Annotated in this window: 15 protein-coding genes and 3 pseudogenes; 5 read left to right on the plus strand and 13 right to left on the minus strand. The window is 68.1% G+C overall.

Annotated features, from left to right (window positions below; all coding sequences use genetic code 11):
- Window positions 1–4 precede the first annotated feature (4 nt).
- The 4 genes and pseudogenes from ACIQCZ_RS32920 to ACIQCZ_RS32935 form a co-directional block, all read right to left on the minus strand.
- Window positions 5–394, minus strand: a complete 390-nt coding sequence (locus ACIQCZ_RS32920; protein ID WP_402287820.1) for a hypothetical protein — start codon at window positions 392–394, stop codon at window positions 5–7.
- Entirely contained in the window at window positions 382–2,280 is a 1,899-nt protein-coding gene (locus tag ACIQCZ_RS32925) for a caspase family protein (RefSeq protein WP_402287822.1), read from the minus strand. Before ACIQCZ_RS32925 ends, ACIQCZ_RS32920 begins: the two co-directional genes overlap by 13 nt.
- 86 nt (window positions 2,281–2,366) lie before the next feature.
- A pseudogene (locus ACIQCZ_RS32930) lies at window positions 2,367–3,124 on the minus strand (transposase); the annotation flags it as partial.
- Between the two features lie 149 nt (window positions 3,125–3,273).
- Window positions 3,274–4,508, minus strand: a pseudogene (locus ACIQCZ_RS32935) (IS701 family transposase).
- A 297-nt stretch (window positions 4,509–4,805) separates the two neighbouring features.
- Here ACIQCZ_RS32935 and ACIQCZ_RS32940 point away from each other — a divergent pair.
- On the plus strand, window positions 4,806–5,336 hold the full coding sequence (locus tag ACIQCZ_RS32940) for a hypothetical protein (RefSeq protein WP_402287824.1): 531 nt from the start codon (window positions 4,806–4,808) through the stop codon (window positions 5,334–5,336).
- Window positions 5,337–5,719: 383 nt separating this feature from the next.
- Here the strand turns inward: ACIQCZ_RS32940 and ACIQCZ_RS32945 are convergent, their stop codons facing one another.
- Window positions 5,720–5,848 (minus strand): hypothetical protein, encoded by a 129-nt coding sequence (locus tag ACIQCZ_RS32945; protein WP_402287827.1) that lies wholly within the window; start codon window positions 5,846–5,848, stop codon window positions 5,720–5,722.
- Between the two features lie 91 nt (window positions 5,849–5,939).
- Between ACIQCZ_RS32945 and ACIQCZ_RS32950 the strand changes: the two are divergent.
- A pseudogene (locus tag ACIQCZ_RS32950) lies at window positions 5,940–7,060 on the plus strand (IS630 family transposase).
- A 54-nt stretch (window positions 7,061–7,114) separates the two neighbouring features.
- Window positions 7,115–7,969: a viomycin phosphotransferase gene (vph, locus tag ACIQCZ_RS32955; protein ID WP_402288065.1), complete on the plus strand. Its 855-nt coding sequence runs from the start codon at window positions 7,115–7,117 to the stop codon at window positions 7,967–7,969.
- A 447-nt stretch (window positions 7,970–8,416) separates the two neighbouring features.
- Here the strand turns inward: vph and ACIQCZ_RS32960 are convergent, their stop codons facing one another.
- The 7 genes from ACIQCZ_RS32960 to ACIQCZ_RS32990 form a co-directional block, all read right to left on the minus strand.
- Window positions 8,417–9,199 carry an SAM-dependent methyltransferase gene (locus ACIQCZ_RS32960; RefSeq protein WP_402287830.1) on the minus strand — a complete coding sequence of 261 codons (783 nt, stop codon included), beginning with the start codon at window positions 9,197–9,199 and terminating at the stop codon, window positions 8,417–8,419.
- Between the two features lie 481 nt (window positions 9,200–9,680).
- On the minus strand, window positions 9,681–10,145 hold the full coding sequence (locus ACIQCZ_RS32965; protein WP_402287832.1) for a GNAT family N-acetyltransferase: 465 nt from the start codon (window positions 10,143–10,145) through the stop codon (window positions 9,681–9,683).
- Window positions 10,146–10,379: 234 nt separating this feature from the next.
- Window positions 10,380–11,198, minus strand: a complete 819-nt coding sequence (locus tag ACIQCZ_RS32970; RefSeq protein WP_402287834.1) for a hypothetical protein — start codon at window positions 11,196–11,198, stop codon at window positions 10,380–10,382.
- A gap of 610 nt (window positions 11,199–11,808) precedes the next feature.
- Window positions 11,809–12,255: an SRPBCC family protein gene (locus ACIQCZ_RS32975; RefSeq protein WP_402287836.1), complete on the minus strand. Its 447-nt coding sequence runs from the start codon at window positions 12,253–12,255 to the stop codon at window positions 11,809–11,811.
- Window positions 12,256–12,852: 597 nt separating this feature from the next.
- Window positions 12,853–13,749, minus strand: a complete 897-nt coding sequence (locus ACIQCZ_RS32980) for a PaaX family transcriptional regulator C-terminal domain-containing protein (protein WP_402287838.1) — start codon at window positions 13,747–13,749, stop codon at window positions 12,853–12,855.
- 450 nt (window positions 13,750–14,199) lie between these two features.
- The gene (locus ACIQCZ_RS32985; RefSeq protein ID WP_402287844.1) at window positions 14,200–15,048 is read right to left on the minus strand and encodes an alpha/beta fold hydrolase; all 849 of its coding nucleotides are present in this window, start codon (window positions 15,046–15,048) and stop codon (window positions 14,200–14,202) included.
- 20 nt (window positions 15,049–15,068) lie between these two features.
- Entirely contained in the window at window positions 15,069–16,298 is a 1,230-nt protein-coding gene (locus tag ACIQCZ_RS32990) for a saccharopine dehydrogenase family protein (protein ID WP_402287847.1), read from the minus strand.
- 83 nt (window positions 16,299–16,381) lie between these two features.
- On the opposite strand from ACIQCZ_RS32990, the gene ACIQCZ_RS32995 reads away from it, so the two are divergent.
- Together ACIQCZ_RS32995 and ACIQCZ_RS33000 are read left to right on the plus strand one after the other, a co-directional pair.
- Complete coding sequence (locus tag ACIQCZ_RS32995; RefSeq protein ID WP_402287849.1) at window positions 16,382–18,040, plus strand: flavin-containing monooxygenase; 1,659 nt, start codon at window positions 16,382–16,384, stop codon at window positions 18,038–18,040.
- 71 nt (window positions 18,041–18,111) lie between these two features.
- Window positions 18,112–18,753 (plus strand): hypothetical protein, encoded by a 642-nt coding sequence (locus ACIQCZ_RS33000; RefSeq protein WP_402287851.1) that lies wholly within the window; start codon window positions 18,112–18,114, stop codon window positions 18,751–18,753.
- On the opposite strand, the gene ACIQCZ_RS33005 is transcribed toward ACIQCZ_RS33000, so the two are convergent.
- Entirely contained in the window at window positions 18,725–19,231 is a 507-nt protein-coding gene (locus ACIQCZ_RS33005; RefSeq protein WP_402287854.1) for a DUF4232 domain-containing protein, read from the minus strand. The two genes, ACIQCZ_RS33000 and ACIQCZ_RS33005, sit on opposite strands and share 29 nt — an antisense overlap.
- Window positions 19,232–19,303: the final 72 nt, after the last annotated feature.

Below are 19,303 nucleotides of genomic sequence, written 5' to 3' on the forward strand. Positions count from 1 at the left end.
GGCACTAGTCCTCAACCGAGGACGCGGGTGCGGATGCGGCTTCCAAGGCGATCGCCAGAGCCGCCACCATGGCCGCAATCTCCTCCGCCGATGTAGATGCGGAAACGGTGACCGTGACATCACCGACAGTGAGGCTGACTTGCTCGCTCCTCCAGCCCGGTGTGATACACCATCGGTGGACGGTCTCTATGGCGGACGGCAGTGCCAGAGCCCCGGTGATGACAAGTGTCAAGACGTCCAGGGCTGTCCCCAGGTGCCCCTCGTCAGCCGTGCTGGCCGGTCGCCATATGGGCCGCCCGTGGGGACGGAAAGCCGGGTCCCGCAGCAGAAAGCGCCGAAGGTCGTCCGGCACCCGACCGCCGTCGGAGCCGGACACAAGAATCACACTCGCCATACGAGTTCTCCTCCAAAAGCCTCGTTGTACACCAGGGGGATCTTGGAAGCGTCGTTGCGTATCTGACGCGCCGGTACGGGAAGCTGAGCCGCCCGGCAGGCCGCCTTAACGGATTCGAAGAGCTGGTTCGTGTTGATGACAGGGCCGACACCGGGGATCCCGTCGCGCAGGGCTCTCAGGATCTCCCCCGTGAAGGCGGTGTTCCTCTCGCCCGGACGGGCCATCGACGGCTGCGTGGCTCCGGAGGAGGTCATCACATAGGTGCCGTCAATGGCGAGTCCCGAGTCGTCGCCAGCCGACAGCGTCTCCAGAGCCGATCCGCTGTAACAGCTGTCGAGGATGACGAGCCTCTTCAGCGAACCGGTGTCGACCAGGTGACCGCGTAGTTTGGCGAAGTCCCAATAAGAATATGGGCGGTCTTCTCTGCTGCCCGCGGTCGACAGGAGGAACTCACCGTGGGAGGGATGGGAGCGCCCATGGCCGGCGTAGTAGAAGAGGAAGGCTCCCGTCGACGGGTCCACGGCATCCACGATCTCATCGATGGCGTCGTGCACCTCCTCTGCGGACTGAGGATCCTTGACGACCCGGCAGTTCGTCGCCGGAACTCCGAACCGCGGTGAGGTGAGGAATCCATGCAGGTCTTCGAGGTTATGAGCCACCGTCGGCAGATTCGGAAGGTGACGATACATACTGCCCCCGACGAGCAGCGCACCTCCCGTCCGCCAGCACGGCAGGGCCCCGGAGCTGCGGACACGACGTCGTGAACCGTTGATCCCGCTCTTGGGCACGTCCTGCGGATCGCCAGGCTGCCACAGCGTCTGGCGCTCATCGAAGCTGCATCGGCCGCTGCGATCGCCGATCCACTCGGCAAGTGGCCCGACATCGTGTCCCCGCGCATGCAGGTGTTCCGCGACGAGGCGCAGGTAGCGCAGATGAACGTTCACCTCGCTGGTCGGCGGACACCGGTGCAGCAGGCTGAGGCCGTCGCGCCAGCAGAGCAGCGGCTCCTCGCCGTACAAGCCCGAGGGCCGCGCGAGGATACGGAACTCGAGTTCGCCCAGCCGCCCCAGGATGTCACGGACGACGCTTTCGTCCTCGGGGTGCGCGAGGTCGGCCAACAGGGCCAAGGCAGTACAGCGGTCGCGGGGCGTCCACCGCTTCCCGCGCGGGTTTCCGCCCTCCTCCGCCAGGTCGACCTGGATATCGATCCACGTGGGCGCATGTCCCTGGCCCTGGTGTAGGCCGTGCCAGGCGTCGTGCGCCGTGATGACGCTCTGGTAGCCGGCACCAAAGCGTCGAAGCGCGGAAATGCCAATGATCATCTGCGGATCGTCCGGCGAACCGTTAGTGCTCATTCCGCAGACGGCTGCCGTCTCTTGATCGGCCGCGGCTGCCCCGGCAAGGTTCGCCTCTATTCTCTCGGCTCTCCACAAGTGCCCACGAAGTGGCTCTACGATCCGAACACTTCCCGTGACAGGCGCGAGGCCCTGCCTCCCGTTGAACTCCGTCACGTACGCAGCAAAATACAGGTCATAGAAGTAATCGTGGATCATGTTGCCCAGCCACACGCACTCGTGCTGCGGGACCGGATCCAGCAGTTCCACGAGGGCGATGTCGTCCGCGACGGATATCGGGGCCATCGGGTCCGTGACGAGCCACTGCCGCAGACGGGCCGGCACCGGCCGACCCGCATCGAGGAATTTGCTACATACGGCGAATCCGCCTGTCGCGCCCTCCCCCATCGCCTCACGAACCACCTTGGCGGAGGTGAGAACGACACCGGGAGCGACAAAGAAACCCGTTCCCTTGCACTCGTACGTGCCGCTTGCCGAGTCTCGCGCGCCGATGACCTGGACGCTCTCTTGCCGAAGGTGGTCCTTCACCACACGGCGGATCCACTCCCCCGCCGGGAATCCCACGCCGAGCACCCCCTGCCGCGTCAACCTTCCTCGGGAATCAGGGTAGTTCAAGAGATGGAGTAGGACAGCCATCGGCCGCGGGCGGTGAGCCAGTTGAGGAATTCATGGGTGCCGCCGCCGGAGTCGGCGCGGATGAGGGTCCGCCGTCCGCGCTGGTGTTTCTTCGGCAGTTGGGCGAGCGCCGTTCGGGCGGCGGCAATGTGGTCGGCGGCGGTGTTGCTGCCCGCGTTCCCCGGCCGCAACAGGCCCGCGACCGGCTCGCCGGACCCTTCACGCCCGTGGTCGACGAACGCGAACAGTGGGTGATGCCCGAAGGTCTTCTTCCAGGTCGCGGCCGCGTCCTGCTTCTCGGAGTGCGCCAGAACCAGGACCCCGTCGATGTCCACAGTCACCTCGCCGCCCGCGTTCGGGGCCGCGTTCCCGGCCAGCCGCCAAGCCTGTTCGCGGGCTTCGGCCCGTGCGTGCCGGATCGCCGAAAGGGCGCGGGGTCCGGCCGTAGCCAGGGTGTCGACCAGGCCGGAGACGGTCGGGTCGGAGGCCACCGGGCCGAACACGGCGGGCTCGGCTCGCAGCATCGCGACATCGGCCAGTCCCCGCCCAGGGCCGCGGTGATCGCGACGTCCAGCAGGATCTTGCCCGGATCGTGCACCGCTCTGGGCTTGCGCCACGGCGCGAGTGCCGCAGACAGCGCGTCAGCCAGGCCTGTCCGGCGGGCTGTTTCCACGAGCAGTACCCCGCCGGCTTGCGAAACCACCCCGTTGCCGCCACCCGACACCTGCACACGCGGGTAGGGCCCGATACGCTTACTCACCTGGGAAGTGCCTCCGACGGCGCGGGAACAAGGGCCTAGACAATCCTCATTGTCGCTGGTCAGAGGCACTCTTTTGCCTATCTGATCACCTGTCGGACGGGCCGCTCATGAAGGCCCGAGGCTAATAATCCAGTTGTAGATCATGATCTTCATCGTTGATGGATAGCCTGCCGTTGGTAATGGCAGGCCCGGGACCGGGCTTGATGGCGTCGTCGCCGGACGGACCAGCCGAGGTGATGTGCGGCTGGGCGGGCGGTGGTCAGCGCGGCGAACAGGTGCTGCATCTCGTTGCAGGTCAACGGAATCAGCTCGTCTGGAACCGGGTGGTGGCCGTGTTCGTGTGTGGTGGCTGCGGCCAGGAAGGCATGGGCGAACATCGCGAGGGTGACCCAGCGGTGCCAGGACGTCCAGCGTCTGACCTGGTGTTCGTCCAGCCCGGCCAGGCCCTTGGCGGCCTGGAACGTCTCCTCGACGGTCCACCTGCGCCCGGCCACCCGCACCAGCGTGGCCAGCGGCACCGGGGTGGCCGAGTAGCTGCGGTAGAAGGCGAGTTCGCCACTGTTGCGGTTGCGGCGAACGAGTAGATGGCGGCGACCGGGCTGGTCGTCGGCAACGTCGGCCAGGGCCCAGTCGTAGTAGCGATGCCCCTTGGCGCCTGACGCCTGCGGAGCGTTTCTGCCAGGCCCGTTTCGGCAGCTTCTTGGCCAGTGCATCGGCCCGCACCTTGCCCGCCCGGGTGGCGATCTGGTGATCGCAGGCGACCGCGAGGACGTAGCCGACCTGGCGGGATTCCAGCGCGCTCCGCATCTGCGGGTTGCCTCCGTAGACCTCGTCTGCGGCCACCCAGGTTGCACGGGATCCCGGCATCCAGGGTCCGGTCGATCATACGGAGGGCAAGCGCGGGCTTCGTGGCGAAGCCGATCTCCTCGGGAATCCCGGCCAACCGGCAGCGGGCCGCATCCGTGATCCACGAGCGCGGCACATACAGTTCCCGGTCGATCTCCGCGTGCCCGCGTCGGCTGGAATAGGCGAGGTAGACGGCGACCTGGCTGTTCTCGATGCGCCCGGCAGTGCCGGTGTATTGGCGCTGCATGCCGACAGTGGCAGTGCCCTTCTTCAGGTCGCCGGTCTCATCGACCACCAACACCGCGTCCTCATCATGCAGTTGCTCGAAGGCAAAGCTACGCAGATCGTCCCGGACGGCACCGGCATCCCACTTCGCCCTCAACAGCAGTTGCTGCAGGCCGTACGGGGTGGCATCGCCGGCGTGCTCGGCCGGCGTCCAGTAATTCTTGCATGGCAGGTCCGACAAGAGCCCGAGCACGAACTCCCGCGCCCGCCGCCGTGGTTCCACTCGGGTGAACCGTCCCGCGATGCGGCCCATCAGAGCCTCGAACATGTCCTGCCAGCGGGCTGGATCTATGCTGTGACCTGCGTCCACCGCCTGATCTTCTGTCTTCACACACCGGTGATCATCGGTGGTCGCATCCGTTTCGCATGCCGCCGATCGTTGAGCAGAAGATGCCGGGGCATCAGTGCCGTCATCGGGCTGACTCAGCGAAGCGACTACAAGGCAACAACGAGCGCGCAACGAGTGGGTGGCGACACTGCGGTCAGATGCCTCTCGCCCCCTACCATCCGGGGCAGGGGGCCCCACGCGCACCCCGGGCAGGGGCTAAGCATGTGGTCGACCACTTCACGTCCGGTGTTCCGGCGCTTCGTCGGTGCCGTCGCGGTCGGCGTGGCCCTGGCCGCAACCTCAGGATGCACCGTTCCCGCCGACGCCGTCGCCGGCGTCTCCGTGACCGCCGACGGCCATCTGCTCGGCGTCATGATGGTCTGCGGACATCAGATCGATGGCGCGACCCTCTACGTGGACAGCGACGACGTCAACAAGCAGGTGACGGTCGGTTCATGGACTGCCGACCGCCCCCTCACGCCGGGTCTCGCCACCTGGCCCCTCGATTCTCCTGCTGCTGGCTGGACCGCAACCAGATCCCTCACTCCGCTCACCGCCAAGACCACCTACACGCTCTACGGGTGGACCAAGGACAACTCATGGGCAGCGAACAGCGTCTCCTTCACCCTGGCCGACCGGGACCGGCTCACTCCGGGAAAGGTTCGCTACGACAGCATCTCGGACAACGGCGACGAATCCGCAATCACCGTCCCCATCGCGGAGTTCAAAGCCAAGGCCTGCCCGAACATGTAACGCTACGGCGCCTCCCACCAGATCGAGGCGCTCCTGTTGTCGGGCGACACGCGCTCAATCCACGTGTGACAAGCCGAGATCGTCGTAGTTCCGGTACACGTCCCGGTTTTCCCAGTACTGATCCCGGATCTCGGGGCCCTGCTGGAAGCCGGCAGGTCCCCCGGATGCAGTTGCATCGGCGCTCCTCGTTCTGCCACTCCCGCAGCGCGCCCACAGCCTCGCTCAGCCCGTCGACGCCGGCCTTCCTGACACAATCGCCATACCCCCGATCACACACCACGGCACCGACGGTCCGCACCCGGATTCCGACCGGTCGGCGTGGTGCGGGTCCGGAGACTCGGGAAGACAACCGGTGATCGAAGAGACTCGGCCCGGACACATCGTCACATCGCCGAGGCCGAACTCCGCTTCACGACCGCGGTGGTGGTCTGCGGGACGTATGCCTCCAGCGGGGCCTTGTCCAACTCGACCAGGATTTCGGACTTCCGGGCGACGACGCAGTTGTGGAACATCCCTGTAGTGCTGTGACCGAATAGGTTCGCCGGGTTGGTAGTTGGAGCGGTTGGATGGGCGGTGATGTCCGTTCCGATCGCTGGAGGTGTGGTGGCCGAGCCTGTGCGGATGCGCAGACTGACCGACCAAGAAGGGCAGAAGCTGCAGCAGATCGTGCGCCGGGGCAGTACCAGCTCGGTGCGCTATCGACGGGCGATGATGCTCCTGGCGTCCGCCGGCGGAAACCGCGTACCGGTGATCGCCCAGTTGGTCCAGGCCGACGAGGGCACGGTGCGGGAGGTGATCCACCGGTTCAACGAGATCGGCCTGGCCTGCCTGGACCCTCAGTGGGCGGGAGGCCGTCCTCGCCTGCTCACCCCTGACGACGAGGACTTCGTCATCCAGACGGCCACCACCCGCCCGACCAAGCTCGGCCAGCCCTTCACCCGCTGGTCGATCCGTAAACTCGCCGCCTACCTGCGGAAAGTAAACGAACGCGTCATCCGCATCGGCCGTGAAGCCTTACGATGCCTCCTGCTGCGCCGCGGCATCACCTTCCAGCGCACCAAGACATGGAAGGAGTCTCCCGACCCCGAGCGCGACGCCAAGATCGACCGCATCGAGCGTGTGCTGGAGCACTTTCCGGACCGAGTCTTCGCCTTCGACGAGTTCGGGCCCTTGGGGATCCGGCCCACCGCGGGCTCCTGCCGGGCGAAGCAGGGCAAGCCCGACCGTCTGCCGGCGACGTACCGCCGCACCCACGGTGTGACCTACTTCCACGGCTGCTATTCCGTCGGCGACGACCGGCTGTGGGGCGTCAACCGCCGCCGCAAAGGCACCGCCAACACCCTGGCCGCGCTGAAGTCGATCCGCGCCGCCCGGCCCGACGGAGCCCCGATCTACATCATCCTGAACAACCTCTCCGCCCACACCGGCGCGGACATCCGCCACTGGGCGAAGAAGAACAAGGTCGAGCTGTGCTTCACCCCGACCTACGCCTCCTGGGCCAACCCGAGCGAGGCCCACTTCGGCCCGCTGCGGCAGTTCACCCTGGCCAACTCGCATCACCGTGCCATCCCGCGCAGACCCGTGCCCTGCACCGCTACCTGCGCTGGCGCAACGCCAACGCCCGCCATCCCGACGTTCTGGCCGCTCAACGCCGAGAACGGGCCCGTATCCGCAGCGAGAAGGGCATTCGCTGGGGCGGACGCCCGCTCGACAGCGCGGCCTGACAGCACTTTGTGCACATCGCCTCCTACCCATCGAAGGATCCAGAGGTCACACTCGTGAGCATCCGTACGACGCATCGCGCTCTGCTGAGCCGTCTGCTGCCCAACGACAAACCGGACGACCTTGCAGTACGTCAGGGACAATTCCACATCGTGGTCATTGGTTCGGACCGCGTCGTGTGCCTGCCTCGCACCCGGGCAACGGCCGCCCGGCTGCCCCAGCGGGTGGCCGCACTACACGCACTCGCCGGCCTCGACCTCGGCTTCCGCACACCTGAGCCGCTGTTCCAGGGCGGCGCCGACGAGGTGCCGTTCCTGGTACTCAGTCGCATTCCCGGGGAACCGCTGAAGTCCGACACACTCAACGATGCCCAACTGGTCGACACCGTGGCGGCGCAGTACGCCGCACTGCTGTCCGCTCTGGCCCGTGCCGGCACCGACGAGACGGTACGAGCGGTTCTCCCTCAGGCAGCAGAAAGCCGGTGGCGGCGGTTCGCGGAGAACGTGCGCGCGGAGCTGTTGCAGCTCATGTCCGACAGCGGGCGACTACGGGCCGAGCGGGAACTTGCAGCACTCGACAGCCTTCCCCATGTCACTCGAGCAGTGGTGCATGGTGACCTCGGTGCTGAAAACGTCCTGTGGGAGTGGACGCACGGCCTGCCGCACCTCTCCGGCGTACTCGACTGGGACGATGTCACACTCAGTGACCCGGCCGAGGACCTCGCAGCCATCGGTGCCAGCTACGGCCGTGAGCTCCTGGAGCGGGTGCTCGCCCTGGGCAGCTGGTCAAACCACGGGCTCCTTAGCCGCATCGCCGCGATCCGCGGCACGTTCGCTCTGCAACAAGCCCTCTACGCCATCCGCGACGGCGACGAAGAAGAACTCGAGGACGGCCTGGCCGACTACCGCTGAAGCACACGAGCACATCCGCTTCATCGAGCACTTCACATCAACAGCAACCGGGCGAACCTATTCGGTCACAGCAGTAGATGTCGGCACTGTGTTCCTCGACCAGTGGGACTCCCTGTGGACGAGGCTGTCCTGAACAGCGAGCGCACCCGCCCCGCTCGGGCAGGTCGAGAGCCCGCGTGCTCGGGCTCGGCGTCGGCATCTCGCTGCCGGGCACGCCGCGACCACGGGCGGGCAGGCCGTGCTCGCACCGGGCCTGCCCGGACGCGCCCAAGGGAGTGTGGCCGCGGAGTTCATGTCCTCGTTCCTGTACACCGGTTCGGCCTGCCGCAGACAGGCCGAACCGGGGGCGCCCGGCGACGCCATATGGTCGACGAAGCGTGCTGCGACCGCTTTGTCGACCACATGCGCAAGCGACTCGGAGCATCGGACGGTGGCAGTCGTCGACTGCTACACCTTCCGCGCCACGAATCCCCACTGGTCGACCGGCGCGAGGTCCTCGTCCTCTGCTCGCCAGAGAGTGATCGACCCGAATCCGGGCTCGACCAACTCCATCCCATCGGCACTGGCGAGGATCTCCTCCGGCTGGCGCACCAGATACGGCGGGGTGTCGCCCGACGCATACGCCTCCTGCGCGGCCAGCGTCTGGGGTGTGGAGACCGTGTCGCAGAGGACCAGATAGCTTCCTGCCACTGTGCCGTCCATGTACCGCCGCATGAGTTCGATGCCGGCCTGCGGCTGGAGGTGCCCCAGCGTGGACAGCACCATGACGGCAACGGGTTGTGACATGTCCAGAGTGCGCGCCGCTTCCTCAAGTACCCGCTCGGCTTCCCGCATGTCCGCGTGCACGTAGTCCGTCAGACCTTCCGGTGCACTTGTCAGCAGGGCGCGGGCGTGCGCCAGGACCAGCGGGTCGTTGTCGACGTACACGATGCGAGCCTTCGGCTCGGTGTTCTGCGCAACCTCATGGGTGCTGTTCTGCACGGGAAGACCGGTCCCGATGTCGAGGAACTGGGATATTCCCGCTTCGGCCAGATACCGCACCGCACGCGCCTGAAAGGCCCGCGAGGCCAGGGCGAGTTCCCGCGTCTGGGGATAGCTCGCGATGACTTGGTCTCCCAGCTCCTGGTCCACCGGGTAGTGGTCCTTGCCTCCGATCCAGTAGTTCCAGACGCGGGCCGAGTGCGGAACGGCGCTGTGGAATTGCTCTGCGTTGTATGACTCGTGCTTCATAACGCCTTCTTCTATCACGGTTGTTCACGCCTCACGCTCACGCCTCGGCGTGCCGGGAGAGCGTGTGTCCGTCCGTGCGCGAGGAGTTGGCACTTCGGCCGGACCGTTGCACGGACATCGGCGGCCGCGCATCCCCTGAGCATCCGGGCGCGGATCGGTCGTGAGCACGAAGGAGAACGGCATTCGCAGCGGCCACTCCGCATGCCCGAGCACGTCGGAACCGGCGTCGGCGTCGGCGTCGGCGTCGACCCGTGATCCACCGATTCCGTGGGCATATACGCGCCGGAGGCAGTGTGCGCTCACCACCGGACGGGCAGCAAGAACCTGGGCAGTTCGTGGATTTACGGCATCGGCAGCGCCCACCCGCGCGCTGTGGTGTTCTTGAATCCGGCTGCTGACGGGTCGCCGGCGGCAGAGTTCTCGCATCGTGTGGGCCGGGGGCATCCTGGTGCGACCAGTACCGGCGTGACAGAAGCCCGGCTCAGTCCAGTTCCAGCATCCCCACCGTCTGATCCCCGCTGGTCTCTCCGGTCGGGCGGAATCCAAGCCCCAGATAGAAGCCTGTCGGGCCATCCGCTCCGGGATGCCAGCTGGTCGTCAGACGTGTGCCACCACGACGCCGGATCTCGGTGGCGACGGACTCGACTGCGAAGCGTCCGTAGCCCCGTCTCTGCTTTCCGGCCGCGATGTTGAGGCGCCACAGCCCGGAGCGGAAGTCCTTGCCTTCGCCTGTCCAGTCGATGTCGAAGAAGGCCATGAGGAACCCGACGACCTCGTCGTCGTCACAGATGAGGCGGGGCCATGCGACAGCGGGGTGGACATATGCCTCGGCGAGAGACTTCATCACTGGCGCCACCAGGTGTTCCTGATCGGGACGGACCCTCAGGTCGATGGCGGTCTCGAAATTCTCAGAGGTGATCTCTTGCAGATGCAGTGAACTCGGCATGCCTGCACCCTATGCAGGCACTGCAAGTGATTTTCGAGGCTTGTCGCCCGCCGTCGGCCGGGCCGGTGCCTCTCGGTCGGACACTCCGGCGACATCACTGCGGCACCGAGACCTACCGCGCTGCGGAACTTCCACGCCGCGCCGATCGTCCTTCCGGCCACGGTGCGCGCCGATGCCTGGACCGTGCACACCATGACCGAGATGACCGAGCGATTCAGCCGGTCGGTGAGGGATTCAGTCGGTTCGGCCGTGCTCCGCGTCGAACTGAGCGGTCGGCACCGAGGTGCGAGACCGATCGCGGTCCCAGCGCAGAGCGGCGATCGTCGCCGGGACCGCTGCCGACGCCCAGATGACCACCGTCATCACCACGGCCGTCCAGGCATCCCAGACACGGCCGGCGACGAACGCCACGACGAGCGGCAGGGCCACCACGCCGGCGCACTTCGCCGGGCCGAACGGAATCCGGGGTGCGAAGGGGCGGCCGGTGGCGAAGCGGCGGGCCCGACGGGCACTGCCGAAAGCGCCGATGAAGGCCAGGACCGCCGCCCAGACACCGGCCAGCGTGAGCCCGACGAGCATGGTGGCCTTTTCGTCGGGCAGCCCGGGAAGAGTCTCGCTGATCCCGTTGTGGCTGACGGCGACCCGCACGTTCCGCCACGTCGTGACCTCCACCTCGTCCCCCGGCTTGATGCGCTCCGACAATTCACCGTGCGTATCGAGGTGCATCGGCCGATCGGCGGGGGCCGGAACAGGAGCCCGCAACTGAACTCGGAAGACCGTCGCCTTGCCGCTCTTGGCGCGCTCAGCGGAGAGGGCCGTCCCATGGATCGTGCGCAGGCAGTCCCGGTTGTCCCGCGCCTCATCTCCGCTGGAGCACGGCTGTGCGCTCAGAAAGGCCTTCTCGTCAGCGATCCGGTCAGGGACCGGAATGCCCGCGGCCGCGGAAACCGCCAGCAACACCAGCCCGAGCAGCGCCCGGACCACCGCTCCCCACCATGTCTGCCGGGGGTGACCTGATCCCGACCGCTCCGCCGTCTCTACAGCATCTTTCATGGTTCCCCCTCGCTTCGGAGGCATTGAGCCACACGCCATGGATCAGGCCACAGGTCCGAAGTCGGCAGCGTGATACCCGCGCCTGGTTGCCGGGTTACAGCAATCTCGGCGGGCAGTCTCGGTCGTGCCGTCCATGCGACAACGGGCTGCGTGACCACGGCCACCCTCCGGCCGCGCGGGCCGGACTGCGCCCCCGCCTCCTCGTTCTTCCCGGCACCGAAGGCATGGCGGAATACCGTGACCTGCGCTACCACCTCAGCGCCGCACTCGAGGGCAGCCCACTGATCATCATCGTCGGCCTGGTCACCGAAGGAGCCTCGGTCCTCGTCCCGTAGTCGTCGGGGCATCCCCGGAGCGCCGAGTTCAGGGGACGGCCCATATCAGACTGCTGGATCCGGCGTGCATCACTGTCGTACCGGCGACAACCTCTGCGGATGCCTGGTCAGAATCGACGAGGAGGACTTCCTGGTCCTCCGGGCGGCAGTCGAGCTGTGATCATCTCGGAGCGCACGATCAGCGAATCCCGCGGCGCAAACGGCGGACTGCCAGTCAGCCGAACCGGATGGCTTTGGTCGAGAACGGCTCCGCCTCGGGTGTTCCGCCAAGTGGCTCAATCACTTTCGCCATGCTCGCGCATCGCGATCCGGGCCAGCTTCGTCAGCATCAGGCCGTTGCGGACCGCGACAATGTAATCCACGGGCAGTCCGTGCATCCGGGTGCCGGGGCCCCGCAGTGGGTGCCAGTCGAGAACGAAGAGGGTGTTGCCGCCCCAGGGGATCAAGTTCATGGCGATACGGGCTGCGCCGAAGGGATCCGCCTTCGCTTCCAGTTCGAGGCGGTGCTCCGGTTCACAGATACGGACTACGCACGTGTCGTCGAGAGTCAGTGGGCCGGCACCGACTCGGACTTTCAGGCGGGCGCCCACTTCCGGCCAGTGCAGGTCCGCGGCAAGGACCTGCCGGGTTCCTGTCACCCACTCCCCGTAACGGTGGCCGTCGGACAGCAGGCCCCAGACCTCGGACGGCGAACTGAGGATCAGACGGTAGTTCCGGGCCACGCTGAGCACGCTCCTTCTGCATCCCTTACCGCTTTCACCGCACCATGGGTGAACTCCGCCCTTCGCGCGGCCCGGCGAATGGCACCTTCCACGGGCCCCGAGGGCCGTCCCGTCATCCCTGGTCGTGCGCCCGCCGTGGGGTTACGGGACAGCCCTCAGCTGTCGGCTCCGACACCGTGGCCCCTGGATTCTCACGCTGGTCAGCCGTGGTCGTCCTCGGCTCGACGGCTTGGCGCGGCCGTCCGGGGATACCGGTCCGACCGTCCACGGACTCGGCCTCCAGCCTCATGCCGACCGCACCGGCTGCACAATTCGACAGGCCCATACGGGGCTGAGCTGAAACGGATTCCGTAGGAGACGTTCCCTCATCCACCCGGCGTGGCGCCGACGGCGAGGCGTTCGCATACGTACGCGAGCACCACGTCGGCGGGACGGCCGTGCATCGTGTGGTGGAGGCGCGCTGACCCACCGGGCGCCTTCGGCGGCAGCCCGGGGTACGCGCAGAAGCTCCCGGACGACGACCCCACCGCCACGTTCCCGCCCGGTGCGGACCGTGGCTACCTCGTCAAGCAGGTCGGGCAGCCGCTGTCGCGGACTTCAGTTGTCGGTGGCTCCCGGGCGGATCGCGTCGCGGTAGAGCTGGAAAAGGCTGACTCGCTCACTCCCCTCCCCGTGCTCCTCCAGGAGAGACCAGCACTGCGCGACGAGTTGACGAGCCTGGGTGCCGGGCCAGGGCTGGGGCAGCAGCTCCGGGGGCAGGAGGGGATCGGGCTCCATGGCGCGGGTGAACTCCGCGGCCAGTTCGATCGCGATGGCCAGCCGCTGGGGACCGGGAAGGTCGGCGTCCTCCTGGAGTCGGCGCAGCCGCGGTCGGGCGACGGAGGCGAGTCGCTGGTAGCGTTCGGCGATCTCCTCCTGGGGCCATAGTGCGCGGGCGAGTGCGGCGGGCTCGTGTTCGTCGCCCTGGCGCAGGTTGTCCGTGGTCAGCAGCGTGAGGTGGTCGAGGACATCGAGTTGACGGGCCTGGTCTTCGACGTAGGGCTCCCAGGCGTTGGCGCTCAAGTAGAGCCCGCCCTGCACGGCGACGCCGCCGAGCCGGGTGAGTTCGGCCCGCAGGGCGTCGCGTGCGGTGCGGGCGGACTCGGGGACCGCGAAGGCGACCAGGTGCCAGATGCCGTCCCAGGGTGCGAGGCCAGCGTCCTGCCGGAAGGCGTGCGCGACGAACTCGACGTCGGGCCCAAGAGCCTGCTCGGTGGCCCCGATGGCCCGCAGGACTGCTTTGCGCCCCCTGCCTTCCTGGGTGAAGCGTCCCTCGGTGACCAGCCGCTTGACGCACAGTCGCACCTGTTGGTCGGTCATGCCGAGCAGCGGGGCGGTGGCATAGAGCTCGCCGGTGTCGACGGTGTGGTCGGTACGGATCAGCGCCTCGACGAGCGTCCGCGTGGGGACCTGGACGGCCGGTTCCGGAGTGCGGGATGAATCCGTTCCAGGCATGGGGTGGTGACCCTTTCGAGCGTCGTCGAGATGGTTGATCAAGGTGCTGCCCCGGACGGCTGAATCGAGGAGCGGTCGGAATCGATTCGATCGTTCACGAAACAGATTACCGTCGGCCATGGGTACCGAGAGTGATGCCGACCACCTCGACGAGGTCCTGATCAAGGCCGCGAAGCGACGCCGATCGTTGTCGTCGCCCCGATCCGGGCTGGGGCAATCAGTTCGTTGCGCTCGCCAAGAGAGTCCGCCGTGCGCTCGGGCAGGCGGCGCGGGTCGGGCCCATCGGATCGACCTCGGTGCCGGGGCCGCGCCCAGGCCGAGGACGATGTGATCGCGCTGGTTCTCGCACACGCCCGTGCGTGGTGTGCCGGCGGGCATGCGTGGGACGACCGGGGCCGCGACAGGCGCGTTGCTTCCCACCGCCGGGCCCTCGCGCCCGCGCAACGCGCCTCACAGGTCGTTCCAGAAGGAGCTGAGCAGAGCGGCTGTCTCCTCGGTGCGCTCGATCTGCGGCAGGTGACCGGTTCGCGGGAAGAGGTGGGTGCGTGCTTGGGGCAGGGCGGACGCGGCGTTGATGAGGTGACGGGCGGGGAGGATGCGGTCGTGGGTGCCCCAGGCGACGAGCGTAGGGGTATCGAGCGCCGAGACCTCCGCGAGCAGCTTCGTACGCCAGTCGGAACGTACGCCGCGCCAGGAACCGAGGTCGCGGGCCACCTGCCGCAGCGTTCGGGCAGCCCCTTCGCGGCGGGCGAGAGCGAGTGCCGCGGCGATCCGTTCGGGGGTCGCGAAGTCCGGATCGTGGAAGAGGGAACGCTCCGTCAGCCGCACGTTTCTCTCATCGGGTCGCAGGAGCAGCCGCCAGAGCAGCGGCAGGTCGAGTATGCGCAGCGCCCAGGTGACCTCGCGGCCGAATCCAGCGCTGTTGAGCAGCGTCAGCGAGGACACGCGCGTGGGGGCATGAGCGGTGAGCTGCATCGCGATGGCCCCACCGAGGGAATTGCCCACCACGTGCACGGCGGACGTGAGGCCGAGTCGGTCGAGCACTCGCTCGACGTGCCCGGCCAGTGAGGCGAGCCGGCAGTCCGGCAGGGGCTGCGATCGGCCGAACCCCGGGACGTCGATGGCGATGAGCCGGTGGTCGGGCAGGGCGGCCTGGAGCGGTGCCCAGTCCGCCAGGCTGCGGTCCAGGCCGTGCAGCAGGAGCACCGGAGGGCCACTGCCCGTCGCGGTGCAGCGGACGGCACGTCCCGCGACGTCGACGAACTCGGTGGGGGGCGTGGTGGCTTCGTCTGTTGGCACGTCGTATCTCCTGTCGCGTTTCACTCGGCCGGGGTCACGTCGATGACCACGCCGTCGCGAGGGCCGTCGTCACCGACCAGGCCGGGCACGTGGCGCGCCAGGTCGAGGAAGAAGCGTTCGGCGTCCACGGCTGTCTCCGGCGGATGGACGCCGGGATGGCCACCGGTGCCGTCCAGTAGTTGTGCAAGCCCCAGAGCCAGGGGCAGACCGGTCGCCTCCGCCATGTCGTCGAGCAGCGCCGAGGCACCGGGCGTGTCGGCGAGCCGGGCCAGAGCAGTGACCCGGCGGCCGTCGCGGGTGCCCGTGGCAGTGGCGAAGAAGGGGGGCAGCGATCCGGGCCCCTTACGGGTCATGGCACCCGCAGTGGCCCGCAGTGCCCGGAACACCGAGGGCTTGGCCAGATCGGCCGCCGCGGTTTCGTTGGTGAGTTTCCCGGCGTCGATGTCGCGGCGCAGGACATCGAGGTAGGCCACCGTGCCCGGGGTGACGACCATGACGCTGGCAGCCTCGCCGGCCGGCCGGAAGCTGCGGTGCAGGGTGACCGGCTCGGGGTGGCCGACGGTGTAGGCCGTGCCTGAGCGTCCGGCGGATACGGAGAGGGCGACCGGCAGGAGTGGCCGCCGGCGGACGAGTCGGCCTTCACTGACCACCGCCACTTCCCCGCTGATCTGCTCCATCCAGTGCACCGCGGCCGCGCTGGGGCGCCCGTCGGGGTCGCTCAGCTGCTCGTCGTCCCCGCCGGCGCCGGAGACGTCGACGGGCCATGCGGTGTACAGGTCCTGGACATGGTCCAGCTGCTGGACCGCGCGCGTGGCCAGCAGATTGCTGACACCGGGACTGGCGCCCATTCCCACCACGGCGCGGACGCCGACGGCCCGGGCCTCCTCGTCCAGGCCGAGCATCTGCGAGGTCGGCTCCCAGTCGTCGCAGATGTCCAGGTAGTGCGTCCGGGTCGCGATCGCGGCACGCAGCACGGTCAGGCCGAAGCGGTAGTACGGGCCGACGGTGTTGAGGACGACGTCCGCGCCCTCCAGAGCGGCGTGCAGGGCACCGCTGTCGGTCACATCCACCTTGAGCGCCCGCAACGGCGCGCCACCCGTGCCGTCCTCGGTGAGTCGGCGCACCAGCGCCCGGGCCGCCTCCAGGTGCCGGTCGGCCACCACGATCTCGGTGACGCCGGGGAGTCCGGCCGCCACGCGTACCGCCACGGCACCCATCGCTCCGGGGCCACCGAGAGCCAGAATCCTCATCGCATGCTCCATTCATCGTGTGTAATACGATCGTAGACGATCCGATCGTATTTGAAGTGAGCGATTATTGATGGAGGAGGATCATGACCGATCCGCACAGCACTGATTCGGCCCCCCATGGGCCAGTTGCGGCGCAGCATCGGCATATCGGGCCGGGCAGCGCCTCACCCGAGCGTCACGTGTCCGTCGTCATCGTCGGCGCGGGTTTCGCGGGCCTCGGCACCGCCATCCGGCTGCTGCAGGAGGGCCACCGCGACCTGCTGATACTGGAGCGGGCCGACGAGGCCGGCGGCACATGGCGGGACAACGCCTATCCCGGATGCGCCTGCGACGTGCCCTCGCGCCTGTACTCGTTCTCGTTCGCACCCAACCCCACCTGGAGCAGGCGCTTCGCGCCCCAGGAAGAGATCGAGCGGTACCTGAAACGCTGCGTCGACACATACGGGCTGACGCCCCGCCTTCGTCTCGGCTGCGAGTTGCAGCGCGCCACCTGGGACCCTCGGCGGCTGCGCTGGGACCTGGAAACCAGCACCGGACCACTCAGCGCCGGGCTGTTGGTGATGGCCCAGGGCCCCCTTTCGGAGCCGGTCGTCCCCGCACTGCCCGGTCTGGAGGGCTTCACCGGAGAGGTGTTCCACTCCGCCCGGTGGAGGCACGACCTGGACCTGTCGGCCAAGCGCGTCGGCGTGATCGGGACCGGCGCAAGCGCCGTCCAGTTCATCCCCCATCTGCAGCGCACGACCCGACATGTGACGGTCTTTCAGCGAACTCCGTCATGGATCGCTCCGCGCCGGGATCGACCGGTCCCGGCATGGCAGCGCCGCCTGTTCCAGCTGGCTCCGCCGGTGCAACGAATGGCGCGAGGCTGGGAGTACATGGTTCGGGAGGCGACTTTGCCCGCACTGCTCGGCAACAGCGGCATGGCCGCTCTGGGGCGTCGGGAGGCACTGGCCCACCTGCACCGCCAGGTCAAGGATCCTGAGCTGCGGTCCCAGCTGACCCCCGGCTACGCATTGGGTTGCAAGCGGGTCCTGCTGTCCGACGACTACTACCCGGCACTGGTTCAACCCAACGTCCGCGTCGTCACCGACCCGATCGCGAGCGTCGGGCCGGACGCCGTCCTCACCGCACCGGGCGAACGCCCGCAAGCCCCACCCGGTGGCATCGCACCCGCCGACGCCACCCATCCAGTGGACGTACTGATTCTCGGAACCGGCTTCCGTGTCACCGACGCCTCCTACGCGCAGCGCATCATCGGTGGTGACGGACGGTCCCTGCGCGAGGTCTGGCAGGGCAGCCCGCAGGCATACCTCGGCACGACCGTCGCGGGATTCCCCAACCTGTTCCTGATGGCAGGTCCCAACACGGGCGTGGGACACACCAGCCTCATCTACATGATCGAGTCACAGATCAACTACCTCGTCAGCACCCTGCGGCTGATGCACAACCGCAGCCTGGGCGCCGTAGACGTGCGCACGAAGACGCAGCACGCGTACAACGCCGAGCTGCAGAACCGGATGGCTCCCACCGTCTGGGCCGCCGGCGGCTGCTCCGGCTGGTACCAGGACCGCACCGGCCGTGTCACCACCATCTGGCCCGCGCCGACCTGGCGCTTTCGCCGTCGTACCCGAGCCATCGACCCGATCGACTACATGTTGACGGCATCGCGCGACGCCCCGGACCGGCACGTCTCCGGCGGGGCCGACCGCGTGGGCGCCGGCGAAGCGCAGCCGGGGTCATGACGAGCCCTCGCCGCCCCCGGGCGATCGGTTGCGCCTGCGGCCGACGGAGGCTTCTGTCCAAGGAGTCGCCGGTGTCCACGGCACTGAGCCGCACCCCGGCCACCCGGCTCTTCGCCTTCGAGGCGATGAGCACCGTACTGTTCGCGGTACCCATGCTGACGGTCACCACAGCAGGCCGTCCCAGAGTGCCCGAATGGGCCCAGCTACTGGGGCTGGCCCTGCTCCTCACGCTGATCGGCGCGCTCGTGCATACGTGTCGGCTGACCATCGCCGACGGCCTGAAACTGACCACCCATGGGGCCACCGGGCCGGGCGAGGGCGTGACCGGGCGACTGCGTCAACAGGCATCATCGGAAAGGCGGTTGGGGTGGCTGCTGGTTCTGTATCCGGCCGCGCTGGTGATCCTGCTGCCGGTCCCCGACACCTGGGTGCGTTTCTGGTTCTGGTCCACGCTGCTTCTCGGCCTGTCGGGGCTGCTCTCACTCTGCGTGCTGCTGCGCGGCGCGGGCCACGCCGACTGCCGACAGGGAGGGCTTCTGAAGGCTACGGGCTGCGGCCGTACGCGGGCCGGGACCGGAAACGGCCCGGCCATGGGGGCCCATCGGCGGTACGCCGCACGCGAAAGACCCGGTGAGTCCCGCCGCCGTCACACTGCCGCGGAACACACCGGGGTGCGGAAGGGGGTCAGGCGCCGCGCTCGACCGGACCGATGAGGGTGCCGGTGGCCACCTGGAACTCGCCCTCGGCGACGGACGTACCGGGGATCTCCCCGTCCGGGGCCCGAAGCGTGAACGACGCCTCCGTCGCGGCGGTGCCGCGGCCGCTGTTGGGAACCTGGATGTCGAAGTGCACCGGGTGCCCCGGGCCGAAGGTCACCACGGTCGCCTGGCCGCCGTAGTGACCGGCGGTGACCCCGATCTCCGAACCACGGTTCGAGAACTGCACGTCGGTGGGTGAACCGGCCAGCTTGCACGGCTCGTACCCGCGCGGCGCGGTCAACGTCACGCGGTAGTGGCGGTGCCCCGCGCTGGCGGGTCCAGGGGTGATCTTCGCGATGTGGTTGGCCGGCCGGCAGGCCGAAGGGGCGACACCGTCGGCCGATACGGACGAAGCCTGCGCGACTCCCGCACCAGCGACTCCTGTCAGCACGGTGGCGGCGACGGTGACGGCGAACTTCCAGTTCGTACGCATTCTGAACACTCCTTGCCTTGCTCAATGGTCCTGCGGGCGCTCTCCGTCAGAACCGTGGTCAATACGATTCCT

This window comes from Streptomyces sp. NPDC093149, from assembly GCF_044754145.1.
Taxonomy (GTDB): Bacteria; Actinomycetota; Actinomycetes; order Streptomycetales; family Streptomycetaceae; genus Streptomyces.

Coding starts and splice junctions, on each gene's coding strand:
- ACIQCZ_RS32980 (WP_402287838.1), bottom strand. CDS start 13,749: ATGCCTGGAACGGATTCATCCCGCACTCCGGAACCGGCCGTCCAGGTC.
- ACIQCZ_RS32940 (WP_402287824.1), top strand. CDS start 4,806: ATGTGGTCGACCACTTCACGTCCGGTGTTCCGGCGCTTCGTCGGTGCC.
- ACIQCZ_RS32990 (WP_402287847.1), bottom strand. CDS start 16,298: ATGAGGATTCTGGCTCTCGGTGGCCCCGGAGCGATGGGTGCCGTGGCG.
- ACIQCZ_RS32920 (WP_402287820.1), bottom strand. CDS start 394: ATGGCGAGTGTGATTCTTGTGTCCGGCTCCGACGGCGGTCGGGTGCCG.
- ACIQCZ_RS32995 (WP_402287849.1), top strand. CDS start 16,382: ATGACCGATCCGCACAGCACTGATTCGGCCCCCCATGGGCCAGTTGCG.
- ACIQCZ_RS32960 (WP_402287830.1), bottom strand. CDS start 9,199: ATGAAGCACGAGTCATACAACGCAGAGCAATTCCACAGCGCCGTTCCG.
- ACIQCZ_RS32945 (WP_402287827.1), bottom strand. CDS start 5,848: ATGTTCCACAACTGCGTCGTCGCCCGGAAGTCCGAAATCCTGGTCGAG.
- ACIQCZ_RS32970 (WP_402287834.1), bottom strand. CDS start 11,198: ATGAAAGATGCTGTAGAGACGGCGGAGCGGTCGGGATCAGGTCACCCC.
- ACIQCZ_RS32965 (WP_402287832.1), bottom strand. CDS start 10,145: ATGCCGAGTTCACTGCATCTGCAAGAGATCACCTCTGAGAATTTCGAG.
- ACIQCZ_RS33005 (WP_402287854.1), bottom strand. CDS start 19,231: ATGCGTACGAACTGGAAGTTCGCCGTCACCGTCGCCGCCACCGTGCTG.